At 68.9% G+C, this 24,312-nt stretch carries 26 protein-coding genes; 22 read left to right on the top strand and 4 right to left on the bottom strand.

Annotation, left to right across the window (positions count from 1 at the left end; all coding sequences use genetic code 11):
- Nucleotides 1-71: 71 nt before the first annotated feature.
- On the bottom strand, nt 72-755 hold the full coding sequence (locus tag ACSVDD_RS24885) for an EI24 domain-containing protein (RefSeq protein WP_448192111.1): 684 nt from the start codon (nt 753-755) through the stop codon (nt 72-74).
- 144 nt (nt 756-899) lie between these two features.
- Here ACSVDD_RS24885 and ACSVDD_RS24880 point away from each other — a divergent pair, with 144 nt between their 5' ends.
- The 4 genes from ACSVDD_RS24880 (at nt 900) to ACSVDD_RS24865 (ending at nt 4,237) form a co-directional block, all read left to right on the top strand.
- On the top strand, nt 900-1,889 hold the full coding sequence (locus ACSVDD_RS24880; protein WP_448192110.1) for an adenosine kinase: 990 nt from the start codon (nt 900-902) through the stop codon (nt 1,887-1,889).
- 171 nt (nt 1,890-2,060) lie between these two features.
- Nucleotides 2,061-2,981, top strand: coding sequence for a sulfite exporter TauE/SafE family protein (locus tag ACSVDD_RS24875; RefSeq protein ID WP_448192109.1), 921 nt, complete (start codon nt 2,061-2,063; stop codon nt 2,979-2,981).
- Nucleotides 2,978-3,736: a TIGR02186 family protein gene (locus ACSVDD_RS24870; protein WP_448192108.1), complete on the top strand. Its 759-nt coding sequence runs from the start codon at nt 2,978-2,980 to the stop codon at nt 3,734-3,736. Before ACSVDD_RS24875 ends, ACSVDD_RS24870 begins: the two co-directional genes overlap by 4 nt.
- On the top strand, nt 3,737-4,237 hold the full coding sequence (locus tag ACSVDD_RS24865; protein ID WP_448192107.1) for a universal stress protein: 501 nt from the start codon (nt 3,737-3,739) through the stop codon (nt 4,235-4,237).
- On the opposite strand, the gene ACSVDD_RS24860 is transcribed toward ACSVDD_RS24865, so the two are convergent.
- A complete protein-coding gene (locus ACSVDD_RS24860) occupies nt 4,238-5,614 on the bottom strand; it encodes a fused MFS/spermidine synthase (RefSeq protein WP_448192106.1) in 1,377 nt (458 codons plus the stop codon). It abuts the gene before it with no gap.
- Between the two features lie 180 nt (nt 5,615-5,794).
- On the opposite strand from ACSVDD_RS24860, the gene ACSVDD_RS24855 reads away from it, so the two are divergent.
- Nucleotides 5,795-6,346, top strand: coding sequence for a NifU family protein (locus ACSVDD_RS24855; protein WP_448192105.1), 552 nt, complete (start codon nt 5,795-5,797; stop codon nt 6,344-6,346).
- Between the two features lie 68 nt (nt 6,347-6,414).
- Here ACSVDD_RS24855 and ACSVDD_RS24850 read toward each other — a convergent pair whose 3' ends face one another.
- Entirely contained in the window at nt 6,415-7,467 is a 1,053-nt protein-coding gene (locus ACSVDD_RS24850; RefSeq protein ID WP_448192104.1) for a polysaccharide deacetylase family protein, read from the bottom strand.
- 188 nt (nt 7,468-7,655) lie between these two features.
- Between ACSVDD_RS24850 and tsaB the strand changes: the two genes are divergently transcribed.
- Both tsaB and ACSVDD_RS24840 read left to right on the top strand, forming a co-directional pair.
- Entirely contained in the window at nt 7,656-8,315 is a 660-nt protein-coding gene (tsaB, locus tag ACSVDD_RS24845; protein WP_448192103.1) for a tRNA (adenosine(37)-N6)-threonylcarbamoyltransferase complex dimerization subunit type 1 TsaB, read from the top strand.
- A complete protein-coding gene (locus tag ACSVDD_RS24840; protein ID WP_448192102.1) occupies nt 8,312-8,773 on the top strand; it encodes a GNAT family N-acetyltransferase in 462 nt (153 codons plus the stop codon). Before tsaB ends, ACSVDD_RS24840 begins: the two co-directional genes overlap by 4 nt.
- Before the next feature lie 2 nt (nt 8,774-8,775).
- Here ACSVDD_RS24840 and ACSVDD_RS24835 read toward each other — a convergent pair whose 3' ends face one another.
- Entirely contained in the window at nt 8,776-9,030 is a 255-nt protein-coding gene (locus tag ACSVDD_RS24835; RefSeq protein WP_448192101.1) for a sulfurtransferase TusA family protein, read from the bottom strand.
- A 91-nt stretch (nt 9,031-9,121) separates the two neighbouring features.
- Here ACSVDD_RS24835 and ACSVDD_RS24830 point away from each other — a divergent pair, with 91 nt between their 5' ends.
- From ACSVDD_RS24830 to ACSVDD_RS24760, 15 genes are all read left to right on the top strand, one after another.
- On the top strand, nt 9,122-9,538 hold the full coding sequence (locus tag ACSVDD_RS24830) for a Ros/MucR family transcriptional regulator (protein WP_448192100.1): 417 nt from the start codon (nt 9,122-9,124) through the stop codon (nt 9,536-9,538).
- A 212-nt stretch (nt 9,539-9,750) separates the two neighbouring features.
- Nucleotides 9,751-10,584: a GNAT family N-acetyltransferase gene (locus tag ACSVDD_RS24825; protein ID WP_448192099.1), complete on the top strand. Its 834-nt coding sequence runs from the start codon at nt 9,751-9,753 to the stop codon at nt 10,582-10,584.
- 20 nt (nt 10,585-10,604) lie between these two features.
- Nucleotides 10,605-11,474 (top strand): lysophospholipid acyltransferase family protein, encoded by an 870-nt coding sequence (locus tag ACSVDD_RS24820; protein WP_448192098.1) that lies wholly within the window; start codon nt 10,605-10,607, stop codon nt 11,472-11,474.
- Between the two features lie 198 nt (nt 11,475-11,672).
- The gene (gene aqpZ, locus ACSVDD_RS24815; protein WP_448192097.1) at nt 11,673-12,413 is read left to right on the top strand and encodes an aquaporin Z; all 741 of its coding nucleotides are present in this window, start codon (nt 11,673-11,675) and stop codon (nt 12,411-12,413) included.
- A 439-nt stretch (nt 12,414-12,852) separates the two neighbouring features.
- Nucleotides 12,853-14,232, top strand: a complete 1,380-nt coding sequence (gene miaB / locus ACSVDD_RS24810) for a tRNA (N6-isopentenyl adenosine(37)-C2)-methylthiotransferase MiaB (protein ID WP_448192096.1) — start codon at nt 12,853-12,855, stop codon at nt 14,230-14,232.
- The gene (locus ACSVDD_RS24805) at nt 14,229-15,263 is read left to right on the top strand and encodes a PhoH family protein (protein ID WP_448192095.1); all 1,035 of its coding nucleotides are present in this window, start codon (nt 14,229-14,231) and stop codon (nt 15,261-15,263) included. The genes miaB and ACSVDD_RS24805 overlap by 4 nt, the downstream gene beginning before the upstream one ends.
- Nucleotides 15,264-15,283: 20 nt before the next feature.
- Nucleotides 15,284-15,823 carry an rRNA maturation RNase YbeY gene (ybeY, locus tag ACSVDD_RS24800; protein WP_448192204.1) on the top strand — a complete coding sequence of 180 codons (540 nt, stop codon included), beginning with the start codon at nt 15,284-15,286 and terminating at the stop codon, nt 15,821-15,823.
- On the top strand, nt 15,820-16,737 hold the full coding sequence (locus ACSVDD_RS24795; protein ID WP_448192094.1) for a hemolysin family protein: 918 nt from the start codon (nt 15,820-15,822) through the stop codon (nt 16,735-16,737). Before ybeY ends, ACSVDD_RS24795 begins: the two co-directional genes overlap by 4 nt.
- A gap of 235 nt (nt 16,738-16,972) precedes the next feature.
- Nucleotides 16,973-18,517, top strand: coding sequence for an apolipoprotein N-acyltransferase (lnt, locus tag ACSVDD_RS24790; protein ID WP_448192093.1), 1,545 nt, complete (start codon nt 16,973-16,975; stop codon nt 18,515-18,517).
- Nucleotides 18,518-18,631: 114 nt separating this feature from the next.
- A complete protein-coding gene (locus ACSVDD_RS24785; RefSeq protein ID WP_448192092.1) occupies nt 18,632-19,105 on the top strand; it encodes a helix-turn-helix domain-containing protein in 474 nt (157 codons plus the stop codon).
- 201 nt (nt 19,106-19,306) lie between these two features.
- Nucleotides 19,307-20,476, top strand: a complete 1,170-nt coding sequence (metK, locus tag ACSVDD_RS24780) for a methionine adenosyltransferase (protein ID WP_448192091.1) — start codon at nt 19,307-19,309, stop codon at nt 20,474-20,476.
- A 68-nt stretch (nt 20,477-20,544) separates the two neighbouring features.
- Nucleotides 20,545-21,270: a tRNA (guanine(46)-N(7))-methyltransferase TrmB gene (trmB, locus tag ACSVDD_RS24775; protein WP_448192090.1), complete on the top strand. Its 726-nt coding sequence runs from the start codon at nt 20,545-20,547 to the stop codon at nt 21,268-21,270.
- A gap of 221 nt (nt 21,271-21,491) precedes the next feature.
- Entirely contained in the window at nt 21,492-21,983 is a 492-nt protein-coding gene (rimP, locus tag ACSVDD_RS24770; protein ID WP_448192089.1) for a ribosome maturation factor RimP, read from the top strand.
- A gap of 55 nt (nt 21,984-22,038) precedes the next feature.
- The gene (gene nusA / locus ACSVDD_RS24765; RefSeq protein WP_448192088.1) at nt 22,039-23,574 is read left to right on the top strand and encodes a transcription termination factor NusA; all 1,536 of its coding nucleotides are present in this window, start codon (nt 22,039-22,041) and stop codon (nt 23,572-23,574) included.
- A 31-nt stretch (nt 23,575-23,605) separates the two neighbouring features.
- Complete coding sequence (locus tag ACSVDD_RS24760) at nt 23,606-24,301, top strand: RNA-binding protein (protein ID WP_448192087.1); 696 nt, start codon at nt 23,606-23,608, stop codon at nt 24,299-24,301.
- The last annotated feature ends 11 nt before the right edge of the window (nt 24,302-24,312 follow it).

Raw genomic sequence — 24,312 nt, 5'->3', positions numbered from 1 at the left:
CTGTCAGGTCAAGAACGCGTGTCGTGGTGACGGTGCCATGGTCCGCGCGACGAACCATATCCAGCGGGGTATCATGGTCTTCCAGCCGCCCGCAAGGGGCCATTCATGGACTGGAAGACGTGCACCATGAACGCGCTGGCGATCACCGGCGCCAGAAGGTTCAACAACGGCACGGTCGAAAGGAAGGCAATGGTGACGCCGGCCAAAAAAGGTTTCAGCGGACGGGTCTTCCGCATCAGTGCGGCATCGCGTCGCCCCAGCCGGCGGTTGGCGACCAGCTCGAAATATTCGCGGCCCAACAGGTAGCCGTTGACCGTGTAATAGACCACCAGATTGATGCCCGGCAGCAGCAGATACAGCGGCAGCGCCAGCAGATTGACCAGCACCACCACGGCCAGGAAGCGCAGCGCCGTCGTTACCTCCTCGGCGGTGCTGGCGCGCAGCGGTTCGGGCAGGTGCGGGTAATGCCGGCGCTCCACCGCGCGCACCACCTCCTCCAGGAGGAAGCTGGCCAGCGTGGCGACCACCGCCGGGAACAGCAGCCACGACAGCCCGACGATCAGCACGCCGCCCGCCGTCCGGATGATCCAGTCCACCCATGACCAGCTGGTCAGCGCGGTGCTGGTCAGCGCCCATTCGACGCCGAGGAACAGCGCGATGAAGGCGAGCACCGCCCCGGCCACGCTGATCCACACCACGCGGCGCGATCCGGGGTCCGACAACTGGGAGAAACCGAGAAGCAGCGCGCGGAGCATGGGGGCCTCGTCAAAGGAGCGCTGATTTTCTAAAGCCCGCGGCGGGATCGGGCAAGCCCAGGGGTAAGGCGGGGGGTTGTGGGTGGGCGTACCGTCGCTATACTCGCGCCGCTTTCCTCCGCTTTTGACCTGATAGGAGCCCCCATGGCCTCGGCCGAATTCGACGTCACCGGCATCGGCAACGCGATCGTCGACGTGATCGCCCATGCCGACGACGCCTTCCTCGCCGCCAACGCCATCGAGAAGGGGGCGATGACCCTGATCGACACCGCCCGCGCCGAGGAGCTGTACGGCCGCATGGGGCCGGGCGTCGAGGTTTCCGGCGGCTCGGCCGGCAACACCATGGCCGGCATCGCGGCGCTGGGCGGCAAGGGCGCCTACATCGGCAAGGTGGCCTCCGACCAGCTCGGCACCGTGTTCGCGCACGACATCCGTGCGGCCGGCGTGCACTTCGCCACGGCGGCGCTGACGAATGGGGCGCCGACCGCGCGCTGCCTGATCCTGGTGACGCCGGACGCCCAGCGCTCGATGAACACCTTCCTCGGCGCCTGCGTCGAGCTGGGGCCGGAGGACATCGACGAGGCGCTGATCCGCAACTCGCAGGTGACCTATATGGAAGGCTATCTGTGGGACCCGGCGCGCGCCAAGGAGGCGTTCCGCAAGGCCGCGAGCATCGCGCACGCCGCCGGCCGCAAGGTCTCGCTGTCGCTGTCCGACAGCTTCTGCGTGCACCGCCATCATGCGGAGTTCCTCGACCTCGTCGAGACGCACGTGGACGTCCTGTTCGCCAACGAGCACGAGATCGGCGCGCTGTATGGCACCGACAACTTCGACGACGCGCTCGCGGCGGTGAAGCGCCTGGGCAAGGTGGCGGCGCTGACCCGCTCGGAGAAGGGCGCGGTCATCGTGTCCGGCGGCGAGGTGGTCGAGGTGAAGGCCGAGCCGGTCGCCAAGGTGGTGGACACCACGGGGGCGGGCGATCTGTACGCCGCGGGCTTCCTGTACGGCTACACGCGCGGGCTCGCCCCGGCGGTGTGCGGCCGGCTGGGCGCCGTCGCGGCGGCCGAGGTCATCAGCCATGTGGGCGCGCGGCCGGAAGCGTCGCTGAGCGAGTTGGTGAAGGGCGTGGTGTAAATTCATGCCCTCTCCCACTCAATGTGGGAGAGGGAGGGGACCCACGAAGTGGGGAGGGTGAGGGCTACGGTTTCTCGGAACAGCCGTTGCCCCCACCCTAACCCTCCCCCAGCGGGGCTGGGGGAGGGGACTTGGACTTTTTTAGTTTTGCCGCATGGGTTAGGATTCCCCATGCAAGTCTATCTGCCCATCGCCGAAATGTCGGTCGACGCCCTGGTGATCCTCCTGCTGGGGGCGGTCGTCGGGTTCCTGTCGGGGCTGTTCGGCGTCGGCGGCGGGTTCCTGCTGACGCCGCTGCTGATCTTCCTCGGCGTGCCGCCCTCCATCGCCGTCGGCACCCAGGCCAACCAGCTCATCGCCGCCAGCGTGTCGGGCGTGCTCGCCCACTGGCGGCGCGGCAACGTCGACGTCAAGATGGGCATCGTCATGCTGATGGGCGGCCTCGTCGGCACGACCATCGGCGTGTGGATCTTCGGCCGCTTGCAGCGGCTGGGCCAGATCGACCTGACCATCTCGCTCACCTATGTCCTGCTGCTGGGCGTCATCGGCTCGCTGATGCTGGTGGAGAGCGTGCGGGCGCTGATCCGCCGGCGCAGCCCGCAATTGACGCGCGGCAAGCTGCACCACCACATCTGGCTGCACGGCCTGCCGCTGAAGATGCGCTTCCAGAAATCGAAGCTGTACATCTCGGCGCTGCTGCCGGCGGGCATCGGCGCGGTGGGCGGCGTGCTGGTGGCGATCATGGGCATCGGCGGCGGCTTCCTGCTGGTGCCGGCCATGATCTACCTGCTGAACATGCCGGTGGCGCTGGTGGCCGGCACCTCGCTGTTCCAGATCATCTTCACCACGGCGGTGACGACGCTGCTGCAAGCCGCCAACAACCAGACGGTGGACGTCATGCTGGCGTTCCTGCTGCTGGTCGGCGGCGTGGTGGGCGCGCAGTTTGGCACCCGCGCCGGCACCAGGATCCGCGGCGAGTACGCGCGCACCCTGCTGGCGGTCATCGTCGTGTCGGTGGCCGGCAAGCTGGCCTTCGATCTGGTGGCGCCGCCCGAGGACTTCTTCTCCGTCATCACCGGGCTGCCGGGATGACGCGACGGACCAGTACAATCCTGGCCGCGGCGCTGGCCGGTGCGGTGCTGGCAGTCGTGCTGGCGACGACCGCGCGCGCACAGCAGCTCGTGGCCGACCTGTCCAGCCACCTCATCGCCATCACCACCGGCTTCACCGGGACCGAGGTGGTGCTGTTCGGCTCCACCGACGGGCCGGGCGACGTGGCCGTGGTGGTGACCGGGCCGCGGACCGTCGCCACGGTGCGCCGCAAGGCGCGCGTCGCCGGCATCTGGGTGAACCGCGACAAGGTCGTCTTCGATCAGGTGCCCAGCTATTACGTGGTGGCGACCAACCGGCCGCTGGAGCAGTTCGTCCGCGCTCCCGTCCTGGAGCGCCACCAGATCGGCCTGGCGCACCTGCGCATGGAGCCCAAGGAACCGCCGACCGCCGGCACGCTGGCCGAGTACCGTGCGGCGCTGATCCGCACCAAACAGCGCGGCGGGCTGTACGGCGTCACGCTGGGGCAGGTGGCGTTCCTTGGCGAGCGGCTGTTCCGCACCAACATTTACTTCCCGGCCAATGTGCCGACCGGCCTTTACAACGTCGAAGTGTTCCTGATCCGCGACGGCGACGTGATCAGCGCCCAGACCACGCCGCTGGTGGTGTCCAAGGTGGGCTTCAGCGCCGAAGTCTTCGAATTCGCCCGCAGCCAGCCGTTCAGCTACGGGCTGGCGGCGGTGCTGGGCGCACTCGCCGCCGGCTGGTTCGCCGGCTCGATCTTCCGGAGGGTGTAGATGACCGAACCGACCGCTTCCGCTCCGGCCCCGGAGACTCAGCGCATCTTCCTCGTCGTGGTGGACGACAGCCCCGAGCTGAAGGTGGCGCTGCGCTACGCCTGCCTGCGCGCCAGGAAGTCCGGCGGCCGGGTGGCGCTGCTGTACGTGCTGGAGCCGGCCGAGGCGCAGTCCTGGCTGGCCGTCGAGAACCTGATGCGCGAGGAACAGCGCAGCGAGGCGGAGCAGAAGCTGCAAAAGCTGGCGCGCGAGGTCAACGCGATGACCGGCGGCACCATGCCGATCCTCTACATCCGCGAGGGCGACGAGCGCGACGAGCTGATGGCGCTGATCCAGGAGGAGCCGCGCATCTCCATCCTGGTCCTGGCCGCCGGCACCGGGCCGGAGGGTCCGGGCCCGCTGATCACCTACTTCACCGGGCGCGGCGTGCTGAAGCTGCAGATCCCCGTCACCGTCGTGCCCGGCGGGCTGTCGAACGAGCAACTGGACGCGATCACGTAATCACCGCCCGTACAGCGCCACCAGACTGCGCAGGTCGATGTCGGTCTTGTCGTCGGTCAGCACGGGATGACCGGCGGTGTCCGCTGCAACCAGCGACTCGGCGATGCGCCGCGCCGCGGACTGCGCGGCGGGCGGCGCCCGGTCCAGGCGCGCGCGGATGTCCGCGAGCGTGCGTTCCGACTTGGTGGCGATCAGGAAGTAGTTGCCGCTGCCGACGCTGCTGACGAACACCGAGGGGAACACCGCCTTCAGCGTGGCGCCCAGCGGGCCGATCAGCACGTTGCGGTCGCCGGGCGAGGCGACGTTCATCATCACCGCCCCGCCGGGCGCCAGCCGGCGCTCCAGCGCCGCGAAGAACTCGCGCGTCGCGGTGAAGAACGGGATGCTGGCGCCCTGGTACAGGTCGACGATGATCACGTCGTGTTGTTCGGTGGAGGTCTCGGCGAAGCGGCGGGCGTCGGCGACGGCCACGCGCACGCCGGTCAGCCCGAACTTCTCGTGCGCCACCTCGACCACCGCGGGGTCCAGCTCGACGCCGAGGATGTCGGCGTCCGGCCACGCGCGCCGGATGTTCATGGCGCCGACCCCGCCCGCCAGCCCGAGGATCAGCGTGCGCGTGCCCCCGGCCAGCAAAGGCGCGGCGGCGAACGCGTCGTAGTACAGGCCGGTCGGGCTGCCGTCCTTGCGCAGCCGCGACTGCGTCGCCGCCAGCAGGTTCAGGTGCAGGCGGATCTCCTGGTCGTTCTCGCGCACGAAGATGGTGTTGTGCGGCGTCTCGCGGTACAGCGCGAAGCCGCGCCCCTCCTCGTGGATGGCGCCCAAGGCACCCAGCGCCAGCACCGCGGCACCGGCGGCGTACACCCGCCCGCCGGGTACCAGCGCGCAGGCGGCCGCCAGCACCGCCGCCGCGACGGCGTAGCCGGCCGAGACGCCGATGGTCGGGATGGCGAAGAAGGCGGCGAAGAAGGTGCCGCCGATGCTGCCCAGCGTGCCGATGGCGTAGACCCGCCCGGCGGCCGAGGCCCGCCCTTCGGCGGCGATGGTTCCGGCGCAGATCGGCGACACCATGGCCAGCGCGAACGACGGCACGCCGAGCAGCAGCGCCGCCCCGATCAGCGACCCCATTTGCGGCCCCGACGCCACCACTCCGGCCAGCGCCGCCGGCCCCAGCCATGGCGTGACGGCCGACCACGCAGCCCCGGCCAGCAGCGCGCCGCGCAGCGCCGGGATGGCGTCCGGCCCGTCGCCGACCTGCCCGCCCTTCCAATAGCCGGCGGCCATGAACCCAAGCACGACGCCGATCACCGCGCCCCACTGGTAGACCGAGTAGCCGTACTGCGGCGCCATCAGCCGCCCGCCGAGGATCTCCAGCATCATCAGCGCCCACCCCCCGGCGAACGCGGCGAGGGGCAGGGCGTATGCTTTTAGGTCTTTCCGAATAACCACACCGACACCATGGTTGATCTAACGGGCGATTCTGCCCAAGTTTCCTACACGCCGCCAGCCTCCACCTCCAACCATCATCCAGCGCGGCCTGTGCACAAGGACGAGACGACGATGTTCATCCAGACCGAGCAGACTCCCAATCCGGCCACCCTCAAGTTCCTGCCGGGGCGCGACGTGCTCGGCCGTGGCACCGCCGACTTCACCAGCCGCGAGGATTCGGCGCGCTCGCCGCTGGCGCAGCGCCTGTTCGAGATCGACGGGGTGGAGGGCGTGTTCCTCGGCGCCGACTTCATCACCATCACCAAGTCCGGCCCCAAGGACTGGTTCCTGCTGAAGCCGTCGATCCTCGGCGTCATCATGGAGCACTTCACCGCCGGCCGCCCGGTGCTGCTCAGCGAAGCCGCCGACGACAACGCCATCGGCGAGGACGACGACGAGATCGTCCAGCAGATCAAGGAACTGCTCGACACCCGCGTGCGCCCGGCGGTGGCCCAGGACGGCGGCGACATCACCTTCCACGGCTTCGACAAGGGCGTCGTCTACCTGCACATGAAGGGCGCGTGCTCGGGCTGCCCCAGCTCGACCGCCACACTGAAGGCCGGCATCGAGAACATGCTGCGCCACTACATCCCGGAAGTGCAGGAAGTCCGCGCGCTGCGCTGAGGCGCCTTTCTTCGGAACGAACGGCAAAGGCCCGGCGCACCGCGCCGGGCCTTTTTCGCGTCGTGCTCTCAGTCGTCGTCGTCGGGGATGACGAACTGCACGCCGAACCAGCGCCAGCGGCCCTCGGGGGTGGGCAGCGTGCAGTTCACGCGGGCGCGGCCGGGCGGGAAGGGGTCGGAGATGCGCACCTCGATGCGATCCTCGGCGATGCGCTCCAGCCGCGTGCGGCCCTGGCCGGAGGCGAAGCAGGCCAGACGCGACAGGTCGCCCACCTCGCCCGACACCGTGAAGCCCAGGGGCGGCGGGTTGACGGTCAGCAGCGGGTCGTCCGGCGTCAGGTCCGACACCGGCAGCGGCAGCGCGTTGGCGGCCAGCCGGAAGCGCTCGACGCTGCCGTAGGCCTCGTTCATCACGAAGCGCGGCAGGGCGCGCAGATCGGCGCGCGGGTAGAGCACGCCCGACTGCTGGCCGAACGCGGCGGTGAAGCCCTGCTCGCCCGCCAGTTCCTGAAGAGCGCGGGACGACTCGCCCTCGGGATAGGCGAACAGCGTCGGCGCGCGGCCCAGCTCGGCCTTCAAGCGGTCGGACATGCGGCGCAGCTCGGCCCGCGCTTCCTCCGGCGTGCTCTCGACCAGCGAACCGGTGGTGGCGCCGAGACCTCCGATGGTCACCCCGGCGGCCTGGAGCTGGCGCAGCTCGGCCCAGGTCATGTGGGTGTCGGCGCCGCGGTCGATGGGGTCGGTGGCGACGAAGAGCGTGAACGGCAGCCCGGCCGCCTTCAGCCGCGGCCACCCCTCGGTGAAGAACGAGCGCGTCGCGTCGTCGACGGTGATGGCGACCGCGCGGTCGGGCAGCGGCTTGCCGGCCTTCAGCGCGTCGAGGATGGCGGGCAGCGGCAGCACGGCGTAGCCGCCGGTGGTCAGCTCTTCCAGATGCGCGACGAACTGGTCGATGCGGATGCTGCTGCCGGGAGACTGATCCTCGCCGAAGCGGTTGTAGGCGAACACCACCGCGCTAGGGGCGGCGCTGCTGCTCTCCGCGGCCACGGCAGGGCCGGCCGGCGGGGCGAACAGGGCCCAGACGGCGAGGGCTGCGGTGATGGCGGCGCGGCGGAGCGTCATAGTGTGGCTGGTGTGGCACATCCGGGCCGTCGCGAACAAGCCTGCACCCGGTCGCACGCGCGCTGCGTGTCCAGCCGATGCATGGATGCAACAGTGTTGCGCCGCGCCGCCGCCGCGGGCATCGTAGGGCCTGTGGCCGCAAGGCTTGGACGGTCGGGCGTAAAGGTCGGGGCATGAGGGTTCTGGGGTTGGACACCGCCACGTCGGGCTGTTCGGCGGCGCTGTGGGACGACGGGCGGGTCACCGCGCGCCGCGCCGAACCGATGGCGCGCGGGCAGGCGGAGGCGCTGGTGCCCATGGTCGAGGCGGTGCTGGCGGATGCCGGCCTGGGCTTCGCCGATCTCGACCGCATCGCGGTGACGGTGGGGCCGGGCGCCTTCACCGGGCTGCGCATCGCGTTGGCGGCGGCGCGCGGCTTCGCGCTGGCAGCGGGGGTGCCGGTGATCGGCCTCACCACCTTCGAGGCGCTGGCGCACGCCCTGCCCGAGGCGGAGCGGCAGGGCCGCACGGTGCTGGTGGCGGTGGACTCCCGCCGTGCCGAGCCGTTCCTGCAATTATTCGATGCCAATCTGGCGCCGCTCGGCGAACCGGTGCTGCTGGCACCGGCCGATGTGCCGGCGTGGCTGCCGCCAGCGCTGATCGGGGGGCCGCTGCTGGTCGCCGGCGATGGCGCGGCGTTGCTCAAGCCGGTGCTGGAGGGGCGGCCGGAGGTGGCGTACGCCGCCGGGTCGGGCCTGCCCGACGCCGCTGTGGTGGCGGCGCTGGGCGCGCAACGCGCCGAAGGGCTGCCGCCGCAGCCGCTCTACCTGCGCCCGCCGGACATCACCCTGCCAAAGGCCAAGACATGAGCACCGTGTCGATCCAGCCGGCCGGCGTGCTGGAAGGTCGGGTGCTGGCGGCCGTCCAGCAGGCGTGTTTCCCCGACGACCCGTGGACGGCGGACTTCATCGAGACGCTGCTGGGCCAGCCCGGCACCTTCGGCCTGCTGGCGGTGGACCGGGACGGCGAACCCGTTGGCTTCGCGCTGGCCCGCGTCGTTGCCGAGGATTCCGAAATACTCGCCATCGGTGTGCTGCATGCTGCGCGGCGCGGCGGGCTTGGCCGTCGGCTGGTAGACGCCGTATGCGCGGAAGTGCAACAGCGCGGCGCCACCGCGCTGTTCCTCGAAGTTGCCGAAGACAACGGTGCTGCCCGCGCGCTCTACGCGCATAGCGGCTTTGCACAAGTCGGGATACGACCGGGGTATTACATTCGCCCACAAGGCCGGTTGGCCGCGCTTGTTTTACGTCATTCGTTTCCGAATTGACGTTAACCTTTCCGCACCCAAAGGCGGTGTGGACCGGCCAGATCTTCTCTGTTTTCGGGTTCCACCGAGAGGATGGCGTGACCGAGTTCGGTCAGAGAACGCGGCACGTTCTCCAAGGGTTCGCCGGCATTCAAGCGGACTTCAAGGGTCTCGCCGGCCGCCATGCGCTCGACCATCAACTTCGTACGCACGAAGGTTAACGGACATACCTCGGTCGTGACGTCCAGGAAGTAATTTGCGGTCTTTGGTTCGTGCACGGTTTCCTCTTTGCGGAAAACATCGGATATTGCACGGCGCAGCGAACCTCTTTATATGATAGGAGAACGCCAAGCCGTGGAGCAAGCTTACATGAGCAATGGGTCCCCTTCCAATGCGCTGTTGTCTCTGACAACGGAGATCGTTGCGGCGCACGTCTCTAACAATTCGGTGGCCCTCAGCGATCTTCCGGTGCTGATCGAACAGGTCTACAAGTCCCTTTCGAACGTAGGGTCGGAGCCGGTGGCCGTCGAGGAGCGTCCGCAGCCCGCCGTGCCGCTGAAGAAGTCGGTGACGCCCGACTACATCGTGTGCCTGGAAGATGGCAAGAAGCTCAAGATGCTCAAGCGGCACCTGAAAACGGCGTACAACATGTCGCCCGAGGAATACCGCGAGCGCTGGAGCCTGCCGGCCGACTATCCGATGGTGGCGCCGAACTACGCGCGTCAGCGCAGCTCGCTGGCCAAGCAGATCGGCCTGGGCACCCGCGCCCGCCGCGGCGTCGCCTGAGCGGTCTTTCGTCTCCCGGGCGGCGCGGTGGCGATGCCCGGGACGGGTTGGGCGGTTGGCGGCCGTGCGGGCGGCCCGCACGTGCAGAGACGAAGTGGCAGAGACGAAGCGGTTGACCGCTGGGCTCCGCTTCGTGGTATCCCTACCGGTGGACGCATCCGGCTGCCGGGCCGGGGCGCTCCGCCCCTTTGGCGACCAGCGCGATCCGAACGATGTCTGACACCAGCACGGACCAGAGCACGGAGCAGGGCGGCTCGAGCGAGCTGCGCATGGGCTCCCTCGAGGTTCGGTTGGCCGAGTCGGCGGCCGAGATCGAGGCGGCGCAGGCCCTGCGCTATCGCGTCTTCTACAACGAGATGGCGGCGGTTCCCTCGCCCGAGATGGCGGCGCGCGGCCGTGACTTCGACGATTTCGACGCGCTGTGCGACCATCTGCTGGTCATCGACCATGCCCGCGGCTCCGGGCCGGAGAAGGTGGTCGGCACCTACCGGCTGATCCGCCGCCCCGCCGCCGAAAAGGCCGGCCGCTTCTATTCCAGCGCCGAATACGACATCACCCCCTTCATCGATTATCCGGGTCAGGTGCTGGAGCTGGGCCGCTCCTGCGTCGATGCGGCGTACCGCACGCGCGGTTCCATGCAGTTGCTGTGGCGCGGCATCGCCGCCTACGTCTTCCATCACGACATCGAGATCATGTTCGGCTGCGCCAGCCTGCCGGGCACCGACGTGGAGGCGCTGGCCGAGCCGCTGTCCTACCTGCACTACCACCATCTGGCCCCGCCGGAGCTGCGCCCGGTGGCGCTGCCCGGCCTGCGCGTCGACATGGCGCTGATGCCCAGGGAGCAGATCAACGTGAAGCGCGCGCTGGTCGAGCTGCCGCCGCTGATCAAGGGCTATCTGCGCCTGGGCGGCTTCATCGGCGACGGCGCGGTGATCGACCGGCAGTTCAACACCACCGACGTCAGCATCGTGGTGAAGACCGACCTGATCACCGACAAGTATTCCAAGCACTACGAGCGGCGCACCCGCGACGCGCAGATCGCCTGACGGCGGGCGGGGCGGACGCCATGACATCACCGGTGCTCGGCATTGCCCGCCTCATCGCCTATCTGAGCTGGACCGCGCTGCTGGTGCCGGCGCAGGTGCTGGTCCTGGCGCTGAAGTCGCCGCTGCGTTTCCGCCTGCCAAGGCTCTACCACGCCGTTTGCGCCCGCATCGTCGGCCTCGACATCGTGGTGCGCGGCGCGCTCGCGCAGACGGGGCCGGTGCTGGTGGTTTCCAACCATTCCTCGTATCTGGACATCACGGTGCTGGGGGCGCTGATCCACGGCTCCTTCGTCGCCAAGAGCGAGGTGGCGGGCTGGCCGATGTTCGGTTTCCTCGCCAAGCTCCAGCAGACCGTGTTCATCGAGCGCAAGGCGCGCAGCACCACCGCCCGCCAGCGCGACGACCTGAAAGGGCGGCTGGAGACCGGCGACACGCTGATCCTGTTCCCCGAGGGCACGTCCAGCGACGGCAACCGCACGCTGCCGTTCAAGACCGCGCTGTTCGCCGTGGCCGGCACCCGCATCGACGGCCGGCCGCTGACCGTGCAGCCGGTCAGCATCACCGCGACGCGGCTGGACGGGTTGCCGATGGGGATGGCGTTCCGGCCGTTCTACGCGTGGTACGGCGACATGGACCTGGCGCCGCACCTCTGGCAGGCCTTCGCCGCCGGCCGCATCACGGTCGAGGTCGAGTTCCACGCGCCGGTCACCATGGACGGTTTCTCCAGCCGCAAGGCCCTGGCCGAGCACTGCCACCGCGCCGTCTCGCACGGCGTGGACCGCGCGGTGACAGGGCGGGAGCCGATCCCTCTCGCCGCTGGGGAGAGGGTGGTGCCGAAGGCGCCATCCGCGCAGGCTTCGCCGGCGCTGACGGCGTCGGGAGAGTCGTAGATCCGCGCAGACGGGTGGTGAAGACGCCGCCCTGGCCAGAGGGGACGATCTTTCAGCTTAACACCTGCTCCTTCGAACAAGCGCGCTGCCCACACGCGTGTGCCACGATCAAACCTGAGCGGGTCTATTCTGCCCAGGTCTGCACGGGGCCGGCAAACGCCGGCCCGGCGGCATCCGCGACAGCATTGGGAGGTGGGCATGACTATGGTCCGGCGCACGTCAGCCGAATTCCTTGGAACGTTCTGGCTGGTCTTCGGCGGCTGCGGCAGCGCGGTGTTCGCAGCGGCCTTCCCGCAGGTCGGCATCGGATTGCTCGGTGTCTCCCTGGCGTTCGGTCTCACCGTCCTGACGATGGCCTATTCCATCGGGCACATTTCCGGTTGTCACCTCAACCCGGCCGTGACGGTCGGCCTGTGGGCGGGTGGGCGGTTCCCGGCCAAGGACATCCTGCCCTACGTCGTCTCCCAAGTGGTGGGCGCCTTTGCCGCTGCGCTCGCGCTCTACGTCGTCGCCATCGGCAAGGCGGACTACAGTCTGGCGGTGAACGGCCTTGCGGCGAACGGCTACGGGTCGCATTCGCCGGGCGGGTACGCCATGGCCTCGGGCTTGCTGATCGAAGTCCTGCTGACCTTCTTCTTCGTCCTCGTCATTCTCGGCTCGACCGACCGTCGTGCCCCGGCGGGCTTTGCCCCCCTCGCCATCGGGCTGGCCCTGACATTGATCCACCTGATCAGCATCCCGATCACCAACACCTCGGTGAACCCGGCGCGCAGCACCGGTCCGGCGCTGGTGGTCGGCGGCTGGGCGGTGCAGCAGCTCTGGATGTTCTGGGTCGCGCCGCTGCTCGGCGGGGTGGCGGGCGGGTTGGCATACAAGGGGCTGGCCGAGGAGATGCCGGCGAAGCCCGCCATCACCGGCGAAGCGAAGCCGTCCACCTGACCGGATCGCCGCCACTCGCTCCAGGTCCATCCCAGGGCCGCAGCCGGCCAGCTGCGGCCCTGGGCGCGTCACAAAGGTTGCACCCCGAAGGTCACGCCGTTGTCGTGACGTTTTCAGCCTGTCAAATGTTATTCAGGACGGAAAACGACTCGAAAGGCGTACCGCATGCGGCAGTTCGACCCCGACTCCAATCCGATGACCGAAGAGGATTACGGCATTGTCCTTGGCCTGTTCGTCGGCATCTACCTTGGCCTGCTTGTCGTCTCCATCCTGCCCTAGATCCAGGCCCAGGGCGTGGCCATGCAGGCCGGCGCCCGGTACGGTGGGGGAGTCCACGGTCGTTGACTCGTTTCCTCTGGCTTGCGATACCATATGACCTTGAGCTCGCGCGCCGCGGTGTTCCCGGCGCGCTTTTCGCTATTTCCGCGGCAGGGGCGCGTTGAGTAAGAAGCTCTTCATCAAGACCTGGGGCTGCCAGATGAACGTGTACGATTCCGCCCGTATGGCGGACGTGCTGGCTCCCCTCGGCTACACGCCGTCCGACGAACCGGACGGCGCCGACATGGTGATCCTCAACACCTGCCACATCCGCGAAAAGGCCGCCGAAAAGGTGTTCTCGGAGCTGGGACGGCTGCGCCAGCTCAAGGACCGCAAGGCCGCGGGCGGGGAGCGCATGGTGCTGGCGGTGGCCGGCTGCGTCGCCCAGGCCGAGGGCGAGGAGATCGTCGCCCGCGCGCCCTTCGTCGACATCGTCTTCGGCCCACAGACCTACCACACCCTGCCGGAGATGGTGGCGAGGGCCCACCGCGCCGCCGGTGCGGTGCTCAACACCGACTTCCCGGCGGAATCCAAGTTCGACCATCTGCCGGACGATGGCGGCAAGCAGGGGCTGTCCGCCTTCCTGGCGGTGCAGGAGGGCTGCGACAAGTTCTGCACCTTCTGCGTCGTGCCGTACACCCGCGGCGCCGAGTTCTCGCGCCCGGTCGCCCCGGTGCTGGCGGAAGCGCGGCGCATGGTCGCCAACGGCGCCGTCGAGATCAACCTGCTGGGCCAGAACGTCAACGCCTACCATGGCGAAGGCCCCGATGGCTCCACGTGGTCGCTGGCGCGGGTGATCCGCGAGCTGGCGGAGATCGACGGGCTGGCGCGCATCCGCTACACCACCTCGCACCCCCGCGACCTGGAAGACGACCTGATCCGGGCGCACGCCGAGGTGCCGCAGCTCATGCCCTACCTGCACTTGCCGGTGCAGTCCGGGTCGGACCGCATCCTGGCGGCGATGAACCGCAAGCACACCGCCGACCACTACCGCCGGGTCGTGGAAAAGCTGCGCGCCGCCAACCCCGCTCTGGCGCTGTCCGGCGACTTCATCGTCGGCTTTCCCGGCGAGAGCGACGCGGACTTTGCCGAGACGCTGCGTCTGGTGAGCGACGTCCAGTACGCCCAGGCGTACTCCTTCAAGTACAGCGCGCGCCCCGGCACGCCGGCGGCATCCGAGGGCGCCCAGGTGCCCGAGGACGTGAAGGAAAGCCGCCTCGCGGCGCTCCAGCAGCTCATCGACGCCCAGTCGCACGCGTTCAACGCGGGATTCGCCGGGCGGACGGTGCCGGTGCTGTTCGACCGCCAAGGCAAGCGGCCGGGCCAGATCATGGGGCGCAGCCCGCACATGCAGTCGGTGTACGTCCAGGCGCCCGAGCGCCTGATCGGCACCATCGCCGACGTGCGCATCGAAGGGGCGTACGCCAACAGCCTCACCGGTACGGTGGAGACGGGCGTGTACGTCTCGCGTACGGACCAACCCGCGGGGATTTCCGCTTGAACGGCACGCAGGACCAGCGCCCAGATCAGCGTATCGACCTTCGTTTCGAGGACAACCGGCTTCTGCCGCTGCTGTACGGCCAGCACGACGAGCATCTGGCGCGGGTCGAACGCCAGCTCGGCGTGTCGCTGATCTCGCGCGGCAATGTGCTGACCATCGCCGGCCCGCCGGACGCCGCGGACTCCGCGCAGTCGGCGCTGAAGGCGCTGTACGAACGGCTTCAGCGCGGCATGGAGGTGGGTTCCGGCGAAGTGGACGCCGCCATCCGCATGGCGACCGTGCCCGAGGACGGTTCGGCGCGCGGGCAGGCGCTGGCTTCCATCGTGCGGCCGGACGTGCAGGTGCGCACGCGCCGCCGCGGCGCCATCACGCCGCGCTCGCCCATGCAGGCGACCTATCTCCAGGCGCTGGCCGAGAGCGAGATGGTGTTCGGCCTGGGGCCGGCGGGCACCGGCAAAACCTATCTGGCGGTGGCGCAGGCGGTGGCGCTGCTGACCTCCGGTCAGGTGGACCGCATCGTGCTGTCGCGCCCGGCGGTCGAGGCCGGCGAGCGGCTGGGTTTCCTGCCCGGCGACCTGAAGGAGAAGGTGGACCCGTACCTCCGCCCGCTCTACGACGCGCTGCACGACATGCTGCCGGCCGAGCAGGTGAAGAAGCGCCTGGAGTCGGGCGAGATCGAGATCGCGCCGCTGGCCTTCATGCGCGGCCGCACTCTGGGCAACGCCTTCGTCATCCTGGACGAGGCGCAGAACACCACGCCCATGCAGATGAAGATGTTCCTCACCCGGCTGGGCGAGGGCGGGCGCATGGTCATCACCGGCGACGTCACGCAGATCGACCTGCCGACCGGCACCAAGTCCGGCCTGCGCGAGGCGCTGGAGATCCTGAACGGCGTCGAGGGCGTGCGCTTCGTCACCTTCAGCCACCTCGACGTGGTGCGCCACCCGCTGGTCAGCCGCATCATCCAGGCCTACGACCGCGCCGAGTCGGCCAGGGCCGCCAAGCCGGCGAACGGGGAGGGGCGGCCATGAGCGCCAAGGGGAGCGGGGGCATGATCGAAGTGGACATCGCCGTGTCCCGCGAGGCCGGTGAATGGCCCGAGGACTCCGAATGGCTGGCCGAGCGCGCCGCCATGGCGGCGCTGTCGGCGGTCTGGGACCCGGCGGACGGCCCGGCCGAGCTGTCGGTGGTGCTGGGCGACGACGCGCTGGTGCAGACGCTCAACCGCGACTACCGCGGCAAGGACAAGCCGACCAACGTGCTCTCCTTCGCGCTGACCGAGGCGGACGAACCGGAGGTCGAGGGCGCGCCGACGCTGCTGGGCGACGTGGTGCTGGCGTGGGAAACGCTGGTCCGCGAGTCCGCCGAGCAGGGCAAAACTCTATCGAATCATCTATGCCACCTTGTGGTGCATGGTGTTCTCCATCTGCTTGGGTATGATCACGAGGTGGACGCCGAGGCCGAAGAGATGGAACAGTTGGAAGTCGAGGTGCTGGGCACGCTCGGCGTGCCCGACCCCTATGCGACATCCCAGCCGGCCGTGACGCCGCCAAACCACCAAGATCTTCAATCGCCAACGCCAGGACGATGACCGAAACCTCCGACAGTCGAACGCCCCGTGACGACGGGGCCGAAGACCAACATTCGCTGGGCCATCTGTTTCGCGGGTGGCTGCGCTCCGCCATCCGGGGCCGCGGCGACACCACGCTCCGCGACACCATCGAGGAGCTGATCGAGGACGACGACGAGAGCGAAGGCTCCATGGACGCCGGCGAGCGCACGCTGCTCGCCAACATCCTGAAGCTGCGCGACCGCACCGTGGTCGATGTGATGGTGCCGCGCGCCGACATCGTCGCCATCGACGTGGACACCACGTTGCCCGCCCTCATCCAGCGCATGTCCGAGGAGGCGCACTCGCGCCTGCCCGTGTACCGCGAGACGCTCGACGACGTCATCGGCATGGTGCACATCAAGGACGTGCTGGCCTGCGTCGCCAGCCAGAAGGTGCAGGAACTCAAGGACATCGTGCGCGACGTGTCCATCGTGGCGCCGTCCATGCCGGTGCTCGACCTGCTTTTGCAGATGCGCCAGACCCGCCAGCACATGGCGCTGGTGGTCGACGAGTTCGGCGGCATCGACGGCCTCGTCACCATCGAGGACCTCGTCGAGGAGATCGTCGGCGAGATTGAGGACGAACACGACGAGGCGGCGCAGCCGCGTCTGGTCGAGCGCCCGGACGGCTCGCTGATCGCCGACGCCCGCATCTCCATCGAGGACTTCGAAGCCCGCGTCGGCACGGTGCTGACCGAGGAGCAGCGCGAGGACATCGACACGCTGGGCGGGCTGGTGGTGTCGCTGGCCGGCCGGGTGCCGGGCCGCGGCGAGCTGCTGAAGCACCCCTCCGGCCTGGAGTTCGAGATCGTCGAGGCGGACCCCCGGCGGATCAAGCGCCTGCGCGTGCGCAACATGCCGGCCAACATTTCGGAACTGGCGGCGACGGGGTAAGTTGAAATCCTGAAATCCCTCCCCCGCCCCCGGCGGGGGAGGGAAGGGGCCCACGAAGTGGGAAGGGTGGGGGCAGCGGCCTCTCCGAGAATCCTGACTTTGCGGACCGTTGATCCTTGAGAAAACCGCTGCCCCCATCCTCCCGCTGTGCGGGTCCCTCCCTCCCCCAGCGGGGCTGGGGGAGGGCAAAGAAGGACCGCTCGTGCACGTTGCCGACACCCTCCCGCAAGACCGCTTGACCGCGCGCACCGCCGACCGGCTGGCGGCCCTCACCGGCTGGCGCCGCTACGCCGCCGCCGCCGCGCTCGGCGGGCTCGCCACGTTCGCGCTGCCGCCGGCCTACGCGGTGCCGCTGCTGCTCATCGCGTTCCCCGGCCTGCTGTGGCTGCTCGACGGTGCCGCCACCAAAAAGGCGGCGTTCGCCATCGGCTGGTGGTTCGGCTTCGGCCATCACCTCTGCGGCCTGTACTGGGTGACCTTCGCGCTGTTCACCGACATCGCGCAGTTCTGGTGGGCGGTGCCGTTCGCCGCCGTCGGGCTGCCGATGCTGTTGGCCATGTTCACCGGGCTGACGACGCTGGCGGTCTGGGCGCTGCCGGTACGCGGCTTGGCGCGGGCCATCGCCTTCGCGGTCGCCTGGGCGGCGTTCGAGTGGCTGCGCGGCCACATCTTCACCGGCTTCCCGTGGAACCTCATCGGCTATTCCTGGGTCGGCTGGCTGCCGGTGCTGCAAAGCGTCTCGGTCGTCGGCGTCTACGGGCTGAGCCTGCTGACCGTGCTGGTCGCGGCACTGCCCGCCGCCTTCGGCGACGCGGCCGAGCCGCGGCGGCGGGTGACGGTGGCGCTCGCGGCCGGGCTGGCGCTGTTCGCCGCGATCGGCGGCTGGGGCGCCGTGCGGCTGGCCGGCGCTTCCACCGACACGGTGCCCGGCGTGCGGCTGCGCCTCGTCCAGTCCGGCGTCGAGCAGCGCTACAAATGGGAACCGGGCGAGCGCCTGCGCGTCTTCGAGACGCACCTGGAACTGTCCGCCACCCCGGCGCGCGAGCCGGTGACGCACCTGATCTGGCCGGAGACGGCCATCCCCTTCTTCATCGAGACGGACGCCGCCAACCGCATGGCGGTGGCCTCGGTGACGCCGCCCGGCGGGCTGACGCTGACCGGCGCGCCGCGCGCCGTGCGGCAGCCGGACGGAAGTGTGCGTTATTACAACAGCCTGCTGGTCATCGACGGCGACGGCACGGTGCGCGACAGCTTCGACAAGGCGCACCTCGTGCCCTTCGGTGAGTACATGCCGCTGCGCCAGTACCTGCCCGTGGGCGCCATCGCCGGCAACGGGGCGGAGTTCTCCGCCGGGCCGGGGCCGCGCACGCTGCACCTGCCGGGCCTGCCGCCGGTCAGCCCGCTGATCTGCTACGAGGTGATCTTCCCCGGCGCGGTGGTGGACCGGGCAGACCGCCCGCAGTGGCTGCTCAACCTCACCAACGACGCGTGGTACGGCGAGACCTCCGGCCCGCACCAGCACTTCGCCATCTCCCAGGTGCGCGCGGTGGAGGAGGGCATGCCGCTGGTGCGCAGCGCGCAGACCGGCATCTCCGGTGTTGCCGACTCTTATGGCCGGGTGACGGCCGAACTCGGCCTCGGCGTGCGTGGCGTGCTGGATGCGGCCTTGCCGAAAGCGATTCCCGGAACAACCATTTATGGTTGGGCCGGCGACTGGATCTTCGTGGTACTGCTTCTGGGCGCCGCCACGCTCGCGCTTGCGGCTCGACAAAAGCGCTAGCGTAACCAACTATCGCTACAACCCACGCGCATGTCCGGTGTTCCGGGGACACACTTGACTGCATACGTGGATATGTCATACAACGGTACGAACAGGTTTTCGGGGAATCAGGGTATGCAGACAGCAGCGCGGGGCCGCCGGGGAATCACCGGCCGCCCCAAGACCGGGAAGCCGAATCCGATCGACGTACATGTCGGCTCCCGCGTGCGGTTGCGCCGGACTCTCCTGGGCATGAGCCAGGAGAAGCTGGGCGAAGCCATCGGCCTAACCTTCCAGCAGGTGCAGAAGTACGAGCGCGGTGCGAACCGCATCGGTGCGTCGCGCCTTTTCGACTTGAGCCGGGTGCTCGACGTCCCGGTCTCGTTCTTCTTCGACGACATGCCGGCCGACGTCGAAGTGCCGGCGGACGAGCCGATGTCCCTCGGCAGTGAAAAGCCGGGCGGCTACGAGCCGGACCCCATGGCCAAGCGCGAGACGTTGGAGTTGGTGCGCGCCTACTACCGCATCAACGACTCGTCGGTGCGCAAGCGGCTGTTCGAGCTGACCAAGGCCGTGGCCAACGCCGGCACGTTCGAAGCGGCGGAATAGACCAAGTCTTCCAGGGCAGGGGGCGCGTCTTTACCGCGCCTCCGCCCTTTGCTTTGCTGCGACATGCGGTGTTTCCCGGTGAAGGTCGCTCGACCGTGCCGGAAAATGTTGCCAAACACCGCGTCCAATCGGCTATACGTTGATCTTGGATCGGCGAAAGCCCGATCTTCAAGCCACTCTTGTGAAATAGCCGAGGTTGCCGTGGCCAAGCAGAACTACGTCTTCACCAGCGAATCCGTGTCCGAGGGCCATCCGGACAAGGTCAGCGACCGGATTTCCGACGCCATCGTCGACCTGTTCCTGTCGCACGACCCGTACGCGCGTGTCGCGGTCGAGACGCTGTGCACCACCAATCAGGTCGTCCTGGCCGGCGAAGTGCGCGGACCGGAGACGATCACCCCGGACATGCTGGTCCAGGTTGCCCGCCACGCGGTGAAGGACATCGGCTACGAGCAGGACGGCTTCCATTGGGAGAAGATGGACGTCAAGTGCTTCGTCCACTCCCAGTCGGCCGACATCGCCATGGGCGTCGACGCCGCCGGCAACAAGGACGAGGGTGCCGGCGACCAGGGCATCATGTTCGGCTACGCCTGCAACGAGACCCCGGCGCTGATGCCGGCGCCGATCTACTACGCGCACGCCATTTTGAAGTCGATGGCCGAGGCCCGCCACTCCGGCGCCGCCATCGAGTTCGGCCCGGACGCCAAGAGCCAGGTCACGCTGCAATACGTCGACGGCAAGCCGGTGCGCGCCACCTCGGTCGTCGTCTCCACCCAGCACGGCGAGGCGTTCGACCAGGACGCCATCCGTGAAATCGTCCGCCCGCACGTCCTCAACTGCCTGCCGCAGGGCTGGATGTGCGAGGAGCCGGCGTTCTACGTGAACCCGACCGGCCGCTTCGTCATCGGCGGCCCGGACGGCGACGCCGGCCTGACCGGCCGCAAGATCATCGTCGACACCTACGGCGGTGCGGCTCCGCACGGCGGCGGCGCCTTCTCGGGCAAGGACCCGACGAAGGTCGACCGCTCGGCCGCCTACGCGGCGCGCTATCTGGCGAAGAACGTCGTCGCCGCCGGTCTGGCCGACAAGTGCACGATCCAGCTCGCCTACGCCATCGGCGTGTCGAAGCCGCTGTCGGTCTACATCGACACCGCCGGCACCGGCCGGGTGGACGAGGATCGCCTGTCGGACGTGCTCCAGCAGCTGGTGAACCTCAGCCCGCGCGGCATCCGCACGCACCTCGGCCTCAACAAGCCGATCTACGCGCGCACCGCCGCCTACGGCCACTTCGGCCGCGAGCCGGACGCCGACGGCGGCTTCTCGTGGGAGAAGACCGACCTCGTCAACGACCTGCGCAACGCGTTCTCCTGATCGACGCATTGCCGTGTATCGAGCGCAGGGGCCTTCGGGTCCCTGCGTCTTTTTTTGAGCATCCGACCATGACCGACGACACCTCGGCCGACACCTCGCAAGACCCCGCGCACCGGCTCTACGGGCGGCGCAAAGGCCGTCCGCTGCGCAAGCGCAAGTCCAGCCTGATCGACACGCTGCTGCCGACGCTCGCCATCCCCGTGCCGCAGCCGGGCGACCGGGTCGATCCGTACGCGCTGTTCGGCCGGCCGGTGGACGATGTCTGGCTGGAGGTCGGCTTCGGCAGCGGCCACCACCTCGCGTGGCAGGCCGAGCACAACCCGAGCGTCGGCCTCATCGGCGCCGAGCCCTTCGTCAACGGCGTGGCCGGGCTGATGGCGCTGGTCGATCAGGCGAAGCTGGACAACGTCCGCGTCCTACCCGACGACGCCCGCCCGCTGCTCGAAGCGCTGCCGGACGCCTCCGTCGGCCGCGCCTTCGTGCTGTTCGCCGATCCCTGGCCGAAGAAGCGCCACTGGGACCGCCGTTTCATCGGCCCGGACAATCTGCTGCGTCTGGCGCGCGTGCTGAAGGACGGGGCGGAGCTGCGGCTGGCCAGCGACGACATGGGGCTGGTGCGCTGGATGCTGGAGCACACCGTCAAGCACCCGGACTTCGAGTGGACCGCCCGGACCCCGCGCGACTGGCGCGAGCGCCCCGCGGACTGGCCGCCCACCCGCTACGAGCAGAAGGCCATCGAGGCCGGCCGCAAGCCGGTCTTCCTGCGCTTCGTCAGGAAGCCTCGGGCCTCCTGACTTCCGCTTCCACCGTACCCGGCGTACAGGATGCCGCGGCGGTCGGGAAAAGGCTTGCAGCGCAGCGAAAGACGGTTATATTCAGACCCGAAATCCCATACGGCTTGGCGGCCCGTGCGAACGGGCCGGCGAGACGCTTTGAGGGTGCGCCTTGGCGCACCAATTTTTTTATCAGCGTGTGGAATGCCCGGAGCCCAGCGCTTCGGAGCAGGTTTGGTGGAATGGAAGCAACCGGTCGGATCGAGCAGATCATCGCACCTTCGGTCGAAGCCCTGGGCTATGAGATCGTGAGGGTGCTGCTGTTGGGCGGGCAACGCCCGACCCTGCAGATCATGGCCGAGCGCTCCGACGGCGCTCCCATGACGGTCGAGGATTGCGCCGACATCAGCCGCTCCGTGTCGGCGCTGCTCGACGTCGAGGATCCCATCGCTGGGGCCTACACGCTGGAGGTCAGCTCGCCCGGTCTCGACCGGCCGCTGACCCGGCTCAAGGACTTCGAGCGTTTCGCCGGCTTCACGGCGAAACTCGAGACGCGCCTCGCGATCGACGGTCGCAAGCGCTTCAAGGGCACGCTGACGGGGATCGAGGGCGACGACGTTCTCCTCGACTCCGAAATCGGCCCGACGCGCGTGCCGTTCGACAACGTTCTGCGCGCCAAGCTGGTGATCACGGACGAATTGCTCCGTGCCGCCAGCGGCCAGGAACAGGGGTGACCCGGACCTTTCTCGGTTCGGGATAGAACAACGGTCAGTCCAGGAAGTGTGACGGATGGAACTGCTGCAAGTCGCTGACGCGGTTGCCCGCGAAAAGAACATCGACCGGGACGAAGTCCTGGAGGCGATGGAACAGGCGATTCAGAAGGCCGGGCGGTCGAAATACGGCCACGAGCACGACATCCGCGCCCGCATCGACCGCAAGACCGGCGACATCCACCTCGCCCGCTACCTTGAGGTCGTCGAGACCGTCGAGAACGAAGCGACGCAGGTCAGCCTCGCGTCCCAGATCCGCCGCAAGCCGGAGACCAAGATCGGCGACTGGATCATCGATCCGCTGCCGCCCATCGATTTCGGCCGCATCGCCGCGCAGACCGCCAAGCAGGTCATCGTCCAGAAGGTCCGCGACGCCGAGCGCAAGCGCCAGTTCAACGAGTACAAAGACCGCATCGGCGAGGTCGTCAACGGCTTGGTCAAGCGCGTCGAGTACGGCAACGTCACCGTCGACCTGGGCCGCGCCGAAGCGATCCTGCGCCGCGACGAGCTGCTGCCGCGCGAGCACTTCAAGAACGGCGACCGCGTCCGCGCCTACATCTACGACGTGCGCGAGGAAGCCCGCGGCCCGCAGATCTTCCTGTCGCGCACGCACCCGATGTTCATGGCCAACCTGTTCAAGCAGGAAGTGCCGGAAATCTACGACGGCATCATCGAGATCCGCGCCGTGGCGCGCGATCCGGGCAGCCGCGCCAAGATCGCCGTGGTCAGCCACGACAGCTCCATCGACCCCGTGGGTGCCTGCGTCGGCATGCGCGGCAGCCGCGTCCAGGCGGTGGTCGGCGAGTTGCAGGGCGAGAAGATCGACATCATCCCGTTCAACAACGACGCCGCGACGTTCGTCGTCAACGCGCTGGCCCCGGCCGAGGTGGCCAAGGTCGTGCTCGACGAGGAAGGCCGCCGCATCGAGGTGGTGGTGCCCGACGATCAGCTGTCGCTGGCCATCGGCCGCCGCGGCCAGAACGTCCGCCTCGCCACCATGCTGACCGGCTGGGACATCGACATCCTCACCGAAGCCGAGGAGTCGGAGCGCCGCACCGAGGAATTCCGCAGCCGCTCGCAGCTGTTCATCGACGGCCTCGACGTGGACGACGTGATTGCCCATCTCCTTGTGGCCGAAGGCTTCGGGACGATCGAGGAGATCGCCTACATCGAGACCGAGGAACTGGCCGAGATCGAAGGCTTCGACGAGGACGTGGCGAACGAGCTGAAGCAGCGCGCGCTGAGCTTCCTGGAAGAGCAGGCGGTCCGCGCCGACGAGCGCCGCCGCGAGCTGGGCGTCGACGATGCCCTGGCCGGTCTGGAAGCCCTGACCCCGTCCATGCTGGTCAAGCTCGGCGAGGCCGGCGTCAAGACGCTGGACGATCTGGGCGATCTGGCCGGCGACGAGCTGCGCGAGATCCTCGGCAAGGACGGCCCGTCCGAGGACGAGGCGAACGAGATCATCATGGCGGCCCGTGCCCATTGGTTCGATGGCGAGGGCGGCGTTCCGCAACAACCGGCGGCTGGCGGCGACGCGCAGCCGGCGGCTGAATGACCGCGTAATGTAGAGAACGGTAGCGCATCGGATGGCAGGTCTGAACGACGCGATCCACAGCGACCCCGGTGCGATGCCGGCGCATGAGGCGGACGAGGAAAAGGGTCCGCTGCGCCGCTGCATCGCCACCGGCATGGTCCAGCCCAAGGACGGCATGATCCGCTTCGTGATCGCGCCGGACGGGGAAGTCGTGCCGGACCTCGAGGAGCGTCTGCCGGGCCGCGGCCTGTGGCTGACCGCCGAGCGCGCCGCGCTCGACAAGGCCATCGCCAAGACCCTGTTTTCCAAGGCCGCCCGCCGCGCCGTACGCGCCCCGGCCGACCTGAGGGAGCGTCTGGAGCTTCTGCTCCAGCGCCGCTGTCTCAACCAGATCGGGCTGGCGCGCCGCGCCGGCCAGGTGCTGGCCGGTTATGAAAAGGTTCGCGAGGCGCTGAAGGGCGGCCACGTGGGCCGCGCCGGCCCGGCCCCCGGACTCCTGCTGGAGGCGGCCGACGGCTCGCCCGACCAGCGCGGCAAGCTGACGGCGCTGGCGCCGGGGCTGCCGATCATAGATCTCTTCGAGTCGGCGGATCTCGCCGCCGCACTCGGGCGCGACCACGCCGTGCACGCCGTTCTGGCGCACGGCCGGTTGGCCGATGGGCTTACCCGCGATGCGGCGCGGCTCAAGGGTATCAAGGGCTCGATGGCCGGCACGGTGCCGGCGGGCCATGACAAGCAACGTTTCTAACTGACCGGATC

It is taken from the genome of Azospirillum terrae (genome assembly GCF_053470425.1).
The sequence above is the reverse complement of the archived record's forward strand: the minus strand, read 5'-3'. Positions and strand labels throughout refer to the sequence as shown.

What these genes read in the sequence shown, in the direction of transcription:
- nusA (WP_448192088.1), top strand. Translation starts at nt 22,039, where the DNA reads ATGGAACTGCTGCAAGTCGCTGACGCGGTTGCCCGCGAAAAGAACATC.
- ACSVDD_RS24880 (WP_448192110.1), top strand. Translation starts at nt 900, where the DNA reads ATGGCCTCGGCCGAATTCGACGTCACCGGCATCGGCAACGCGATCGTC.
- ACSVDD_RS24840 (WP_448192102.1), top strand. Translation starts at nt 8,312, where the DNA reads ATGAGCACCGTGTCGATCCAGCCGGCCGGCGTGCTGGAAGGTCGGGTG.
- ACSVDD_RS24830 (WP_448192100.1), top strand. Translation starts at nt 9,122, where the DNA reads ATGAGCAATGGGTCCCCTTCCAATGCGCTGTTGTCTCTGACAACGGAG.
- rimP (WP_448192089.1), top strand. Translation starts at nt 21,492, where the DNA reads ATGGAAGCAACCGGTCGGATCGAGCAGATCATCGCACCTTCGGTCGAA.
- ACSVDD_RS24825 (WP_448192099.1), top strand. Translation starts at nt 9,751, where the DNA reads ATGTCTGACACCAGCACGGACCAGAGCACGGAGCAGGGCGGCTCGAGC.
- ACSVDD_RS24795 (WP_448192094.1), top strand. Translation starts at nt 15,820, where the DNA reads ATGACCGAAACCTCCGACAGTCGAACGCCCCGTGACGACGGGGCCGAA.
- ACSVDD_RS24885 (WP_448192111.1), bottom strand. Translation starts at nt 755, where the DNA reads ATGCTCCGCGCGCTGCTTCTCGGTTTCTCCCAGTTGTCGGACCCCGGA.
- aqpZ (WP_448192097.1), top strand. Translation starts at nt 11,673, where the DNA reads ATGACTATGGTCCGGCGCACGTCAGCCGAATTCCTTGGAACGTTCTGG.
- ACSVDD_RS24785 (WP_448192092.1), top strand. Translation starts at nt 18,632, where the DNA reads ATGCAGACAGCAGCGCGGGGCCGCCGGGGAATCACCGGCCGCCCCAAG.
- ACSVDD_RS24870 (WP_448192108.1), top strand. Translation starts at nt 2,978, where the DNA reads ATGACGCGACGGACCAGTACAATCCTGGCCGCGGCGCTGGCCGGTGCG.
- ACSVDD_RS24860 (WP_448192106.1), bottom strand. Translation starts at nt 5,614, where the DNA reads ATGATGCTGGAGATCCTCGGCGGGCGGCTGATGGCGCCGCAGTACGGC.
- ACSVDD_RS24865 (WP_448192107.1), top strand. Translation starts at nt 3,737, where the DNA reads ATGACCGAACCGACCGCTTCCGCTCCGGCCCCGGAGACTCAGCGCATC.
- trmB (WP_448192090.1), top strand. Translation starts at nt 20,545, where the DNA reads ATGACCGACGACACCTCGGCCGACACCTCGCAAGACCCCGCGCACCGG.
- ybeY (WP_448192204.1), top strand. Translation starts at nt 15,284, where the DNA reads ATGATCGAAGTGGACATCGCCGTGTCCCGCGAGGCCGGTGAATGGCCC.
- ACSVDD_RS24875 (WP_448192109.1), top strand. Translation starts at nt 2,061, where the DNA reads ATGCAAGTCTATCTGCCCATCGCCGAAATGTCGGTCGACGCCCTGGTG.
- ACSVDD_RS24850 (WP_448192104.1), bottom strand. Translation starts at nt 7,467, where the DNA reads ATGACGCTCCGCCGCGCCGCCATCACCGCAGCCCTCGCCGTCTGGGCC.
- ACSVDD_RS24855 (WP_448192105.1), top strand. Translation starts at nt 5,795, where the DNA reads ATGTTCATCCAGACCGAGCAGACTCCCAATCCGGCCACCCTCAAGTTC.
- ACSVDD_RS24760 (WP_448192087.1), top strand. Translation starts at nt 23,606, where the DNA reads ATGGCAGGTCTGAACGACGCGATCCACAGCGACCCCGGTGCGATGCCG.
- ACSVDD_RS24820 (WP_448192098.1), top strand. Translation starts at nt 10,605, where the DNA reads ATGACATCACCGGTGCTCGGCATTGCCCGCCTCATCGCCTATCTGAGC.